Source organism: Butyrivibrio sp. NC3005, from assembly GCF_000424545.1.
Lineage (GTDB): Bacteria > Bacillota > Clostridia > Lachnospirales > Lachnospiraceae > Butyrivibrio.
Window position 1 is genome coordinate 96,382 of sequence record NZ_KE384206.1, and the last position, 14,847, is coordinate 111,228.

The 14,847-nt window shown below is 32.5% G+C and carries 13 protein-coding genes; 11 read left to right on the forward strand and 2 right to left on the reverse strand.

The window, feature by feature from the left end:
* The first annotated feature begins 152 nt into the window (after positions 1–152).
* Complete coding sequence (locus tag G634_RS0115310; RefSeq protein WP_026505993.1) at positions 153–2,996, forward strand: hypothetical protein; 2,844 nt, start codon at positions 153–155, stop codon at positions 2,994–2,996.
* Between the two features lie 97 nt (positions 2,997–3,093).
* On the opposite strand, the gene G634_RS0115315 is transcribed toward G634_RS0115310, so the two are convergent.
* The gene (locus G634_RS0115315; protein WP_035800411.1) at positions 3,094–4,047 is read right to left on the reverse strand and encodes a glycosyltransferase; all 954 of its coding nucleotides are present in this window, start codon (positions 4,045–4,047) and stop codon (positions 3,094–3,096) included.
* Positions 4,048–4,267: 220 nt separating this feature from the next.
* Here G634_RS0115315 and G634_RS19610 point away from each other — a divergent pair, with 220 nt between their 5' ends.
* From G634_RS19610 to G634_RS21295, 7 genes are all read left to right on the forward strand, one after another.
* The gene (locus G634_RS19610) at positions 4,268–4,705 is read left to right on the forward strand and encodes a lasso peptide biosynthesis B2 protein (RefSeq protein ID WP_051234115.1); all 438 of its coding nucleotides are present in this window, start codon (positions 4,268–4,270) and stop codon (positions 4,703–4,705) included.
* A 147-nt stretch (positions 4,706–4,852) separates the two neighbouring features.
* Positions 4,853–6,634, forward strand: coding sequence for a transglutaminase domain-containing protein (locus G634_RS0115325; protein ID WP_026505995.1), 1,782 nt, complete (start codon positions 4,853–4,855; stop codon positions 6,632–6,634).
* A 174-nt stretch (positions 6,635–6,808) separates the two neighbouring features.
* Positions 6,809–8,701: an asparagine synthase-related protein gene (locus G634_RS0115330; protein ID WP_026505996.1), complete on the forward strand. Its 1,893-nt coding sequence runs from the start codon at positions 6,809–6,811 to the stop codon at positions 8,699–8,701.
* Positions 8,702–8,802: 101 nt separating this feature from the next.
* Entirely contained in the window at positions 8,803–8,961 is a 159-nt protein-coding gene (locus G634_RS21285) for a hypothetical protein (protein WP_155830610.1), read from the forward strand.
* Positions 8,962–9,063: 102 nt separating this feature from the next.
* Positions 9,064–9,975, forward strand: coding sequence for a hypothetical protein (locus tag G634_RS0115340; protein WP_155830611.1), 912 nt, complete (start codon positions 9,064–9,066; stop codon positions 9,973–9,975).
* 125 nt (positions 9,976–10,100) lie between these two features.
* Positions 10,101–10,259, forward strand: a complete 159-nt coding sequence (locus G634_RS21290) for a hypothetical protein (RefSeq protein WP_155830610.1) — start codon at positions 10,101–10,103, stop codon at positions 10,257–10,259.
* 192 nt (positions 10,260–10,451) lie between these two features.
* Complete coding sequence (locus G634_RS21295; protein ID WP_155830612.1) at positions 10,452–10,610, forward strand: hypothetical protein; 159 nt, start codon at positions 10,452–10,454, stop codon at positions 10,608–10,610.
* 158 nt (positions 10,611–10,768) lie between these two features.
* On the opposite strand, the gene G634_RS0115355 is transcribed toward G634_RS21295, so the two are convergent.
* Complete coding sequence (locus tag G634_RS0115355; protein ID WP_026505998.1) at positions 10,769–11,041, reverse strand: PqqD family peptide modification chaperone; 273 nt, start codon at positions 11,039–11,041, stop codon at positions 10,769–10,771.
* 177 nt (positions 11,042–11,218) lie between these two features.
* Between G634_RS0115355 and G634_RS19615 the strand changes: the two genes are divergently transcribed.
* Genes G634_RS19615 through G634_RS0115370 form a run of 3 tightly spaced genes read left to right on the forward strand, consistent with a single transcriptional unit; the run spans position 11,219 to position 14,845 of the window.
* A complete protein-coding gene (locus G634_RS19615) occupies positions 11,219–12,943 on the forward strand; it encodes an ABC transporter ATP-binding protein (protein ID WP_051234117.1) in 1,725 nt (574 codons plus the stop codon).
* A 25-nt stretch (positions 12,944–12,968) separates the two neighbouring features.
* On the forward strand, positions 12,969–13,613 hold the full coding sequence (locus tag G634_RS0115365; protein ID WP_026505999.1) for a CpsD/CapB family tyrosine-protein kinase: 645 nt from the start codon (positions 12,969–12,971) through the stop codon (positions 13,611–13,613).
* A 14-nt stretch (positions 13,614–13,627) separates the two neighbouring features.
* On the forward strand, positions 13,628–14,845 hold the full coding sequence (locus G634_RS0115370; protein ID WP_026506000.1) for a hypothetical protein: 1,218 nt from the start codon (positions 13,628–13,630) through the stop codon (positions 14,843–14,845).
* The last annotated feature ends 2 nt before the right edge of the window (positions 14,846–14,847 follow it).

Consider the following 14,847-nt stretch of genomic DNA (forward strand, 5'->3'; position numbering starts at 1 on the left):
ACTATCGCTATATTGATAACTATTATACGCATATACCTAAATATCAAATTAATTTTTAATTATGATAATTTGTATGATATAACGTGAAGTAAGATTAGGTTAGGGAATTTTTCAAAAAGTTATTTCCCATATCGTCTAGGGAGGAGATAGAAATGAAAAGAATAAGATTACTGTCAACCATTCTGGCAGTAGCTACTGTTGGTTCTTCTTTTTTGGGAGGACCAATTGTGTCTAGCTATGCAATGGAGGACAATTTAACACAACTTGAAAGGCAGGTTGAGGGTGAACCGCCATCAAGTGATGTGACACAGCTTTCTTCGAAAGATGAATTCGGGTCAAACGAATCTTTGCAAGAGGTTGAAACAAATAATACCGGTCAAAGCGATGATTCTGGACAATCTAAAGATCAAAACAGTAACAGATCATTGGAAACAGAGAATATTCCAAATGAAGAGTTGCAAACAAAAAATGCTCAAGAAACAGAAATAGAAGGTAATCCTTCAATTGAAACTATAAATGGTGTCGAAAACGTAGAATTACTTGATGATGAAACAGATTCTTCCAGAGAACAAGTTCAAGACAAAAAGGAATCTGATAAAACAAGCGAAGATATCAGATCATCAGAATCAGTAGATTTTTCAAAGAAACTTGATGGTGTCAAAATAACGATTCACGTGGACAAAGGAATTCTTCCACAAGATACAGCTGTTGACGTTATCAAAGTTGATCAGGAAACTGAAAAAAATATCAAAAAAGTAATTTCCAATAACGCAGGAAGCGAAACAACTATCGATAATACATATTCATATGATATTTTATTAAGATCTAAGGAATCAAAAATAGAAAATGGTATGTTAAACGGAAATATTAACGTTACATTTGATAATGTTAATAAAAAGGATAGTCAAAAAGTAGATGTTTATAACGTAACTACTAAGAACAGGGACGTTGAAAAAATAGAAAAAGTACCTTCATCTACATCAAAAAGGTCTGTTTCTTTCACTACAAAACAGTGTTCTACATTTACAATCACTGTACTAAGCAATAAAGAGAGGATGGAACCTTCAACTCTTGATCAAATCAGGCTCGATAAAGATCTTTTTTCATACGAGACAGAAGATGGAACTAGTATTAAAGATTTGATTTCAGAGAAAGATATCTTTGCCGCTGTAGTTTATGACAAAGACTATCTGCCAACAGATATTGCACCTGCAATTAAAGATTATCAATGCGTCAGCGCCAAAATCGGCAATGAAAAAATATATAAAATAAAAATTTCCAAACATAATAACAAAAATGAAATATCAGCAGAAAATCGCCAAGAAAGTGATTCTAATGAAAAAGTAAATAGTAATTTCTCTATTTTTTATACAACAAGTGAAAATGGAGAATTCAAAGAAATAGATGATTTGAGCTCTTTAAAATTTATATATAAGTCTTTAAAAAAAGATGAGCTCGATATGAACATGGACAAAATAGCTGGAGCATATATACGTATGCCAGCCAAAGTAAATGGACAATGGATTTATGAAGTTCCGGAAGTTACAGTTACAAGAGACGAGGGTCCTTACCAATCAATTCAAAATCCAACAGTTGCATATTTGACATTTTCCAGAAACGGAAGCTCAAGGGTTGCTAATTGCATTACTAAAAACTATCAGTCATATGCAAAAGATGATTTGACAAAATACGTCAAGATAGACCGTACACTGGAAAAAAGTGGAATATACCATTCTACTCCGAAGAATCAAAAAGTTATAATAAATGTTGAAGGTAACAATATAACCTGCATTGTAAATAATGAAGTTTTCGTAAGTAATTTCAGTACTATTAAGTGGTACGTGGTTAAAGCATCAGAAAAAGACTCTTATGGAAAGCCAAACGAAAAATGGAACATTGATGGAAGCCTTCAGTGGACTCACGTTGGTCGTCAGGAAGATATCGAGATTACAATAACTCCAGAAGATTTGACCTATGTTTATGACGGAAAGATTCATAATGGCTTTATGGTAAAGTCCATGAATGGACTTTTTACAAATGACAAAGTGAGTGTAACTGCAGATAAATCTGATGAGTACATGAAAAAATTTAAGATTGCTGTTAGGCTTGAATCAAGAGATGTTAAAGATGTTGGAGAAACTCCAATAACGGTTAAATATTGTGTATATATTGATTTGGATGATGGATTGCATCACATGCTAGCAACTAATATTCCAGGGAATAAAGGAACGTTAGATGACTCTACTATGTATAATGTCACAGTAAAAGTTAATACAGCAAAGCTTGCTGTAACACCTGCTCCTATTAAGATTAAAACTGATTCTGCTGAGAAATACTATGATGGGAAGCCTCTTACAGAAAAAGGTTATAAGGTAGAAGGTATTGTTAATAACGAAACTTACGGTTTTGAAACAACAGGAAGTCAAACAGAGGTTGGAAAATCTGACAACACATATGAAATGACCTGGAAGAGTGATGATAATAACTTCACTGCGAAAAAAGAAAACTATGAACTGATTGAAGAAAAACTTGGCTTGTTAGAAGTAAAAAAGAAAGATGAAACTATTCCTAATACACCTTCAAAAGATACTCCAACTCCAAATACGCCGCCTCATAATGATAATCCAAGACCAAATGATCCTTCAGTCCACAATGATTCAACTCCACAGCCTACAACAGTAACACCAGATAAGCAGAAAACTGTCCAAAAGGTTGAACTCATAAATGGTATCAATGATGAAGATCAGGGAGAAATTTCTGGCAAACGAAGAAATAAGGAAAATGAAGGAAGTGTTCTTGGTCAAAAAAGAACAAAAAAACAAGAAGGAGACGTTCTTGGCGCTTCTAGAAAAAAAGCAAAAGAAGGCGAAGTTTTAGGTAAAAGAAGACCAAGAAGTACAGGAGATAACAGCAATCTTGCTCTAAATATTTGCATATTAATGTTGGCAGCTGTTAGTATCAGTGTTATTGTACTTCGAAAAGTTAAAAAGAATTAAATAATAACACTTTTAAAACATGTTTTAAAAACACATTAAATACCAAAAGATAAAAAAACAGCCCATACGCTTATTATCTAAACGTATAGGCTGTTTTTTATCTAAAAAGATGAAGTAAAAAAGCACTAGTGTAATAAGTAACAGGATTCATAGCACGCATAAAAATGGCATTTTTTCCTTTTTGCGTTCTTAAATAAGCATTCTCTTTCCACTTTGGAAAATTAAGATTTAGAAATAACCAATTTGATTGTATTGCTCGTTTTCTGTCACTCTTATCTGGAATTCTAGACATTCTACTAAGCGAACTGCACAATAGAATTCTAGTAAACAAATACTCAAGTGAATCTCTATATTCATCATATAAACCACGATTTTTGTAAAAAAACATAATGTGATTTAAAATATCCAAAATTTCCATAGTCTTTAGGGTTTGATAATTATTTATAGATGAGGAACGTTGAATATAATGATAAGAAGCATTATCTACATAAGAAATTTTTCTTATATATGGAACTAACATAGAAAAAAATTCAACATCTTCATAAATAAATCCCTTAGGAAATATTATCTGTAATTGTTCAAACCATTCTCTTTTATAGATTTTATTCCAAACAACAGATCTACCTACTCTAAGTAGCTTCTGCTTATCGGTTATTTTTTCACCTATTTCAGTATCTTCATGATCTTCCCATGTATGATGAAGGTTACATTCGACAATGTCTGCATCGTCAAAGATAGCTTTGTTATATAAGTTTTCGTACATGTCAAGATCAACATAATCATCTGAATCTACAAAACCTATGTACTCGCCCTTGCAGAATGGAATAGCATAGTTGCGGGCATCAGATAAACCACCATTTTTTTTGTTTAAGATTTGAATTTTGTCAGATTTAGTGGCATAATCTTCTAGAATGCTTAAAGAGTTATCAGTAGAGCCATCATTCACTGCAAGAATTTCGATATCATCTAAGGTTTGATGGATAAGTGATTCCATGCATCGACTTAAATACTTCTCAACGTTATAGACTGGTACAATAATACTTATTTTCATATTAACCTCTAAGAGTTTATAGATTATTTTTGTATGTTAAAATCATTTGATGCCTAAAAAAGCAATAGACCAACATTTGTTGTAAATAAAGGTTAGTCATAAAAGTACGCAAATAAACATACGCTTTAAAGGTTATCACATTTCGAGAGAATAATAAAGAGTCAAATATCAGCTTTTTATTGTATCAAAGTTACATTTTTTAAAACAAAGGATAAAATATATGAAAAATATTGACATAATTTCTTTTTTTAGAGATAATGGAGAAAAGGTTGTGACAATAAAATCCTACCTTTATTCATTCTATTACAGATTTATCGTAAAGCACACTTCCATGAAAAAGCTTAAAAAAAGATTAGGCAAAGAGGGAGAAGAATCTCCTTATGAGGAAACTCCGGAAAATCTTCAACTTGCAAATCTTTATGCTTTTCATGTTAATCGTATAACTGAGCATCTTCCATGGAATGCAAAATGTTTTGTGAGAGCGTTGACTTTACGAAAATTGTTGTCAGAAAAAAATATCTCTTCAACAATTTATCTCGGGATAAAAAATTCGGAGCATGGACTACAAGCTCATGCCTGGCTTCGCTGCGGAAACACTTTTATTACAGGAGGATATGGTAAAGGCTATACCAAAGTAGCAACGTTTTCAAACCTTTGATATTCCATATTTCTCTCCGATATATTTTATGGGTTAAGTGCACTATGTATCCTAAATTATTTAATGATACACAAGAAGAATAAATGTTAATATCACACTTTGTTATATTAACAACGTTACGCTGTTCATTAAAAATCGGAGGTCAATATGCATTTTCAGAAGAAAAAAGTAACACGAGGCACTTTTAAGATTCTATCAATCATTTTAACATTATCTATCTTTGTTCAAGCATTTTTGTTTAGAGGCTTTGAATCAAAGGCTATATCTAATTCTGACAAAACAGAATTGGTAAATATGTTTACAAAAATGCTTACAACTGCTGATTATTCTATGCATGATGTATCCAAGTACAACCTGTATTTCCATGAATTAAAGGAACTATATGATAAGGCAGGCAGTAGCGGAGATGCACTTCTTGCCAAATACTGTTATTCTTATCTAGGGCTTGGTGATGAAAAACTTCCAAATAGTAAAGTTAAAACGGTTTATTTAAAAACATATGGGAGAGCTCCCGTAGACTTTAAGTCAAATTTTTCTAAAATCAAACAGAATACAAATCGTATTCTTTCTGGAATACAAAATGATATGACAGAGGCAGATAAGGCATTATATTTGCATGATGAACTTGTAAAATGCACTGTATATGCCAACTCTAACAATTACTGTTATATGGGCGGAGGTCCTCTAATCTTCGGAACAGGAATATGCAGTGGATACAATAATGCGTATACACTGCTTTTAAAGCTAGCAGGTATCGAGAGTTTTGAAGTTTATAATTCAAATCATAGTTGGAATTACGTTAAGATTGATAATAAATGGTATAACGTAGATGCCACATGGGACGATACTGGATATTCGAAAGGAACAGGAAATGGAATTTATTTCAGACATTTCTTTTTACGTTCCGATAAGGAATTTCAGACGGATAAGCTCAAAAAGCATACAGGATATAAAGTCACTCCTTTAGATGGTTCAACAGCTGTAGCAGACTCAACTATCTATTCTGATAGTGTATTGCATGATGTTGAGAATCAAATCGCATTTTATAAAGGATACTGGTATTTCGCAAACGGTAAAAATATTGAAAAAGCCAAACTCACATCTTCAACATCAGAAGTTGTATATACAGCAGCTTCTAATGTTGAAATAGTTGACATAAAAGATGGTGTTTTGACTTACCGTTGCAATAGCGAAAGTTCAACAATTAACCTCAATGGTTCAGAATCCAATGTTCCAAAACCAGAGCCAAAACCTGAACCAAAACCAGAGCCGGAGCCTTCTATTGTAACTAAAAAGACTGTTGCCAGCTATTATTTATTAAAAAAAGGTGGAAGCCGTACAAATTACAAAGCTTCAAACTATATTTCACTTGGAAAAGGCTATATAACAAAAGAAGAGACTATTAAAAATGATTCAGATAAAATTCTGAAGAATTTAGCTCAGATTCCTGATTATTCAAAATATTTAAATCAAAATGAATATGTTGAATGGTATTCAATTAAAAAAGAAGGCGATGGTTGGCATGTTGATGGCGAAATCAAAGAAAATAAACAAGATGATAACCAAAAGCCTTCAGATCCAGAGCCTTCAAATCCGGAGCCTAAACCTGCAGATCCAGAACCAGAAACACCTACACCTGTAAATCCGGAGCCTCAGAAACCATCATCAACTGCAACTAAAGCTATGTTTTATCTCGTAAAACAAGGCGGAAGTCGTACAAATTATAAAGCATCAAATTACATTTCGCTTGGAAGTGGTACTATTTTAACACCAACCACAATAAAAAATGATGAGGAAGCAATTCTTAAAAACTTAGGTGAAATACCATCTTATAGTAAATACATACCAGATGGATACAGAGTTCAATGGTATTCCATAAAAAAAGAAAATGATGGTTGGCATGTTGATGGTGAGATTATCCAAAAGTAGCATTACCAATAAGTTTATGAATAGGTAAAGCAATAACGATTTTGACGTGGCTGATTTCTTGTGCTAGTATTTACATGTGTAATTATTTAGTACAGAAATATATTTATGGAAAGTGTATTTCATATTGAATGCACTTTCCATATTTTTGATTAGTTTTAAGAAAGAGGTTTTGTTATGCCGATAATGTGGGGAGCGGTAGATTTTGATGGAAAGGAGATTTCTGACGAATCTATCAGAATTTTTAAAAATTCGATTACTGATATTCCGCTTGATAATCTGACTGAGTACAGGAAAAAAAATATCTATATGGGTAATGGAATGCAGTATATCACTCGTGAAAGCCATTATGAACAATTACCATATGTTTCCGAAAACGGTTACTATGGAAATGCTGTAATGATGCTAGATAATCGAAATGAAATAAACAAGATTGCTCAGATTCATGATGACGATTTGCAAGAAACAGGAGATGCAGAAATTGCATTTAAAGCACTTGAGAAAAAAGGTATATCTTGTGTTTATAACATGTTGGGAGCTTTTTCAATATGTTGGTATGATGACAATTCAAAAAAAATCTATTTGGCAGATGACGGAGTCGGAAATGTATGTATCTATTATCGAGTGATTGGAAGTACTATTTATTATTCTTCTTTGATTGAACCACTAAAACAACTTGACGATTTTAAATATAATGAAAAATGGCTTGCAACTACGAATTCCATTCTTGGGCCGATTATGATAAATGAAATCTATGAAACGCCAATTAAAGACATTTATCGTGTTGCTCCTGCTGAGTATATAACTTTTGACGGAGCCAAGGTAGAAAATATCAGATATTATGATCCACTAAAAAATGGAAAAAAAATAAAATTCAAAACTGATAAAGAATATGCAGACGAATTTAGAAGGATTTATTTTAAGGCTATAAAAGATGTTTTAAGAGCAGATGGCGAGACTGCAATGCTTCTTAGTGGTGGTTATGATTCAACAAGTGTTTGCGCTGTTGCTGCGCCATATTTAAAAAAATCTGGTAAGAAAATTTTCACCTACACCTCTGTTCCTGATAAAAGCCTTAATGTATCAAATGGATTTGGTTTTTCAGATGAGTCAGAGAGTGTAAAAAAGACTGCTTCGATTTTTGGAAATCTTGATACCAGTTTTATAGATCTACATGGAATAGGATTATGGGATATTCATGATGAAATGATGAACGTGATTGAAATGCCATACAAATCTCTCGAAAATCTCGTCTGGATTTTCAAATCAATGAAAGAAAGCAGAAAACAAAACTGTAGGATTCTTTTAACGGGAGAATATGGAAACACAACAGTTTCATTCGGAGACTATGCTTTGTATGTTAACGAACTTTGGAATAAAAGACATTATTTTAAAGCACTTAAAGAGGCCAAAATTTTTTGTCGAAAAATGGGTTATTCCTATAAATACTTCCGAAAATGTTTATTAAAATCACGTCTAAAGCTTGAGAAAAACAATCTTGTTTTTTCAGAAGATAAAAACTATATTGAACACGATATCCTAAAAAAATATAGTATCACGGATACGATTTTAAAATATTACAAAGACTGTAAGGACATGGGATATGATTATAATAAGTTTCTCGAAATGGAAAATCGCCGTCTTTCACAAAGACAAATTGGAGAACTTACAAGCAAGTTTTCAATTTACTCTGGAGTAATGATGCGCGATCCAACAAAAGACAGAAGACTTATTGAGTTTTGTATGAACCTTCCTCTTGAACAGTATCAAAAAGGTGAGGAGTTCAGAAGACTTATTAGCGTTTACATGAAGGATCTTATTCCGGAACATATACTTAATCAATCCTTTAAGGGACGACAAAGTGCAGATATGTATTCAAGAATACGAAAAGAATGGGGCAAAGCAAGTATTCAAATGCTCTCGATAATCAATGCTAATCCGACAAGTGCTATTTTGAACCTTGATAAGATAAAAAAAGACATTGAACGTGGACAAAAAGACGAGCTTAAAGACAATGAATTTATAGCACTAATTAACGCTGTAATGATTCATGAGTACATGACAGCTTGATGAGACAAAAGCAACAATCTATCAATGTTGTTAGATTGTTTGAAATCATAAAAGATAAGTATTATCATAAACTCATCAAATGAAGAAAGGGGGACACAATAATGAAGTGGAATGCACCAGTTATGGAAGAGCTTAACATCAATGCTACAGCAAATGGTATGGCTCCAGACGAAAACTTTGACGGAGATTGGGTTGAAATCAACGGAAAATGGTATCGCCCAGGTAATGGCTCTGTAAGCGGCGGAGAAATCGCTCAGTAATTTTAATTCATAGAGATGAATTATTGTTCCGTTCATGTTATTTTTATAAATAGCATGGACGGAATTTTTTTAGCAAATAATATTTTAATCAAGGTGAACGCTATGTATAAGTATTATATTTTTGGTTACAACATTGAATCTGATTATGAAATTGAAGGTGCAGTCCAAACCCATTTTGATACTCCGGATATAACTGTTAAATACCATTCTTTTCCTGATGAATGTATTCTTTCCAAATCAGAAGAAAACATTGTATATAGAAACATAACATCCGATGAAGTCAGTCTAGCATTTCCTGAATTTGGATTCTTTAAAATAACAAAGAACGTTATCGAATATAGAATAGTTGATGGAATTGAAAACAGCTGGTTTAGTCAGATAATTCTTTGTTGGTTACTTGTATTTAATATGGTCATTAGAAAAGATTTGCTAATGCACGGAAGTTGCATTTCCTATGGTGATAATGCCTTTATAATAAGCGGTGAATCCGGGGCTGGAAAGTCTTCAATAACAGATGCATTGTTAAATATGGACTATGGTTTTTTGTCTGATGACATTGTTAGAATTTGTCCTATTGATAGCAACATGAATGCAATTGCATCTTTCCCTCTTAGAAAACTATGTGGCGATACAATGGATTTTAATAATCTGAACAAAAATCTTTATAAACAAGTTTTAGGAGATGAAAGAGATAAGTTTTTTATAGATGCAAAGGATATTTACATAAATGATCCAAAACCCGTAAAAGCACTTTTTCATTTGGATATTTCTGATGAAATTACCGAACCTGTTGTAAATGAAATTACTGGTGGAGAAAAAATAAAGTACATTTTAAAAAATCTTTTCCAAGGACAATCTTCTAATGAAGCTGGTAATTCTATAGATTTATTTATGAAGTGTTCCAAACTCGGAGCTCAAATCAGTGTTTTAAAAATAACAAGACCAAGAGAGGGTTATACTATAACTCAAAGAGCTAAAATGATGGACCAGATTATAAAGAGAATCTGCAAATAAACTCGCATTATTTAGCAATTTCTTATTACTAAATACAGTTTTCTATCAATGTTGTTAGATTGTTTGAAATCATAAAAGATAAGTATTATCATAAACTTATCAAATGAAGAAAGGGGGACACAATAATGAAGTGGAATGCACCAGTTATGGAAGAGCTTAACATCAATGCTACAGCAAATGGTATGGCTCCAGACGAAAACTTTGACGGAGATTGGGTTGAAATCAACGGAAAATGGTATCGCCCAGGTAATGGCTCTGTAAGCGGTGGAGAAATCGCTCAGTAATTTTAATTCATAGAGATGAATTATTGTTCCGTTCATGTTATTTTTATAAATAGCATGGACGGAATTTTTTTGCTGACGAGTAAGCATAATTTCATTAAAAAACATTTTTCTATCAATTTTGTTAGAATATTTGATGTTTAGGAAATATAGTATTATCATAGCTTCATCGCTTGAAGAAAGGGGGACACAATAATGAAGTGGAATGCACCAGTTATGGAAGAGCTTAACATCAATGCTACAGCAAATGGTATGGCTCCAGACGAAAACTTTGACGGAGATTGGGTTGAAATCAACGGAAGATGGTATCGCCCAGGTAACGGATCTATTAGCGGTAGCGAAACTGCTCACTAATTTATAACTTATACATATGAATAAGTTAATAGCTCATGAGATACATCTCATGAGCTATTTTTGTAATTATTAATAGAGTTTTATAAATAACGCAGGTCATAAAAAAAGCTGTTAAGAAGCCTAAACTCCTAACAGCTTTTTGTTTATGTGCAATTATTTTAAGAAAGAGTAATGAATTTATTACTTTCTAATTGATTCAAAAATTTTTCAACATCATCTTTACATGTTGCTTCGTCAACTTCATAGATATTCTCGAGTTTTCCAAGCAAATTACCAAAAGAAATAGGAGACTGGATACTATCCCAAATATCAACAGCCGTTCCTTTCAGCATAAAGTATTTTCCCGTTTCAAAATCAATCATTACCTTATCACCAGTAATATCAGTTACATCTAGTTTCTTAATCAGTGTAATAATTGTTTCTTTAGTCATACATACAACCCCCTTAAAACTTCATAAAAATAACTGCATACTAAATTCTACCACAAGATTATAATATTTCAACTTATTTTTTATAATAAAAAAAGAATAAGTAATTGATTTATATTCCGAAATGTGATAAATTATAGCAGTATTTTGTCTGTGGTAGCAGACAAAGGGGAGAAAGTTATGGTTGGAAAAATAAAAAAATGTGTTTGTTTATTCAAAACTAACAAAAAAAGGGGATATAACTATTTTCGATGGCTTCTGAAATATACAAGTCCTTATAAGTGGAAAATAGCCTTTCTAATGGCAATTCAAATAGGACTAACGTATTTGAGCATTTATTATGCGATTATTTCCCAAAGAGTTGTAGACAGTGCCGGAAAAGGCCAAATTAATACTGTATTGTTTGCTCTATATGCAATGTTAGCTATTTCTCAACTTTTGATTATCGAGGGCACAAATTTAATGTCAGCGATGCTCAATGAGAAATACAGTTTTGGAATCAGAAAGCAAATTTATGAAAAAATCTTGCATTCGACATGGGAAGACTCTCAAAGATTTCATACTGGAGATATGATGACTCGAATGACAAGTGATGCTGGCAATATTGCTACTGGAATGGTTTCCACAGTACCTCACATCATTATTCTTGTGGTTCAGTTGGTATCATTCTTCTTCACACTGTTTCATTATTCTCACTTTCTTGCGGTTGCAGCTTTGTTCTTGACTCCATTCGGACTACTTTTTTCATGGATACTAGGCAAAAAGCTAAAAAAGCTTCAGGTCAAAGTTCAGGAAACAGAGACAAACTACAGATCTTTTATCCAAGAAAGTTTAGCAAACCTGCTTGTAGTTAAAGCTTTTTCAGCAGAGGATGACTTTTCAGGCAAACTTACAGTGCTTCGAAATGAAAGATTTTTTTGGGTTTGGAAGAAAAATATTGTATCGTCAGCAGCAACAGTTGTATTAAATGGTACTTTTAGTATAGGAATGATGATTGCATTTATCTATTCAGCAATCGGTATTTCAAAGGGCACGATTACATTTGGTATATTGACACTGACAATGACTTTATTTGGTCGAATTCAGACTCCTATTATGGGTATTGCTAGTCAGTTTTCACAGCTTGCAACAATTTTTGCCTCTGCAGGAAGAGTAATAGAAATCCAGAATTTTCACAACGAGTCAATTGGAAATGAGCCAAATCTAAAAGGCTCAATAGGTGTTCAATTGAACAATGTAAGCTTTTCCTACAAAGGAAAAGAATCCTCCAAAGAGGTTCTATCAAATGTAAATATTGATATTGAACCAGGAGAATCCATTGCCATAGTTGGAAAATCAGGTGTTGGTAAAACAACACTTGTTAGACTTATTATGCATTTCTTAGAGCCTTTACATGGAAATATAGTTTTCTATGATTGCTTTAAGAATTCATATAAATCAACAGGAACAATTAGAAAAAGAATTTCATATGTTCCACAAGGAAACACTCTTTTCTCTGGTACAATTCTTGAAAACCTTAAGCTTGCAAATAAGAATGCATCAATGAAAGAGATTGACGAAGCTTTACACATTGCCGTTTGTGATGAATTTATTTCAAAACTTCCAAACGGGCTAAATACAAAAATCGGGGAAAAAGGGAGTGGTTTATCAGAAGGTCAAGCACAGCGAATTGCTATTGCGAGAGCTCTTTTGAGAAAATCTCCTTTTATAGTTTTTGATGAAGCTACGTCTGCTCTTGATGAGGATACAGAAATCGAGTTATTAAAGAATCTAAATAGCCTTGTTGATAAACCGACTTGTCTGCTTATCACACATAGAAAAGCGGTTCTTAAATATTGTAATAAAGAAATTTGTATCAAAGAAGGGAAGGTCTCATTATCAGAAGTTGAAGAGATTTCTGCATAAATATTTTATGAATGGAGTTTTATTGATGAAAGATATTGAATTGTATCAATTGCATAATTCAGAATTTTCTGATGCAATTGAACGTTTTTGTGTACAAATGCATCATCTTCATGAAGCAAAAGGCGCAAAAGCATTTTTATTTACTGGAGTTGACACAAACGTTGGTAATACAACAGTAGCTATTAATAGCGCAATTTTTCTGGCAAAAAGCGGAAACAAGGTACTGTTTGTAGATAGTGATATACGGAAATCACCTGAAAATAAACACCTTACATGTCCGGAAGAAGCCGGTTTAACTGACTATTCAACAGGAAACTACAACAACATAGATGAAATCGTTCATCCTACTAATATAAGAGGCCTTGAGATTATCACTTCCGGAATGAGTAGTAATGCTACAAACATTATGAAACTTGGAAGAGAATCTATGAAAGCTCTGATTAAAAAAGTCAAGAGAGAGTATGATTACGTTGTTTTTGATACAGCGTCTATCAATATATTTAGCGATGCACTTTTATTGATTCCTGAAATGGACTACTTTATGCTTGTTTCTTCTCAGAATCATTCTACAAAGAGACAAATGTTCGAAGCCAGGATGCACGTTAATGAATATGAAGAAAAGTATGCAGGGGTTGTATTTAACAACGTTACTAAAAGCTTGCATTTTTAAGGGGATTGTTATATATGAAAAAGTTTTTCATTGGTAAGGTATTGCCAATTGTTTTAATAGTATTATTTTGTAATCAAAGTGTAGCTTATGCTGCAGCAAATGTATATTCGCCATCGGGAAACACTGCTTCTCGATATAATGCTGAAAAAGCTCCTTCAGCTACTAAACAAGAATCAACTTCCGTCTCAACAAGAGATGCTGCAACAAAATCAGATACAAAGAATAATTCTATCTCAAATTCTTTGCCACAAGATACAACAAAGAATAATCCAGTTTCTGATTCTTTGATACAGGATAATTCTGGCAAAGCTTCAGCTACTAATTCAAAACAGAAAGTTGAAGAAAAAAACAATTTAAATTCTGCAACTGCTTCAGCTTCTAAGCCTGAAACTATTCAAAGAATAAAAGGATTAAATGAGCAGCCTTTTGATAATGTCACTGTTCTAATTGATTCTTACACAATTGAAGATGAATCTAATTCCAATTTTGTATTAACATTATCTGTTAAAAACACAAGTTATACTGAAATTGCTGGTAATGTTTACGTTTCTGTTTCACAAGATCAAAATTTGATTGCTCCAGCAAATGGCAGTAGTTCTATTGCTTACATTGGACAATTAGTTCAACAGGAAACTCAGACTTGTAAATTACGTTTGAAAAATCTAAGTAATACATCTCTATCTAATATCGTATGTAATATCAAAGTTTCTTATTCGGATGCATACAGCACACATAATGAAATTTTCCAACAAATTTCTCTTGCGACATCCATGGATTGCGCCTTAAATATAAAGAAAATTGATGTTAATACAGATATATCGATTGATCAGCCTGTTCGTATAGGAGTATCATTAGCTAACATCAGCTCAACAAGAATATCTGATATTTCAATGCACGTTAGTGGCACTAATATGAAAAATCAGACAAAGAAAATTGGAATTTTGGAAAAAGGCAGTTCAAATAATACTGACTGCTATTTAAATATTGCCAAAAAAGGAAAGCAAAATCTAAATGTATACTTTTCTTATAAAGACAATGATGGTAATGAATATAAAACTATACCTCAAAGTTTTACAATAAATGTTTCTGACAAAAAGAACGCTACAGATTATAGCGAATCTATGAACAAATTAAATGGCATAAACTTTACTATATCTGGGATATGCTTAATTATTGCAGCTTTGTTAGGACTTTTTTCATTGAAGAAAATAAAAGGTAAAAAGGGAGTTTAATT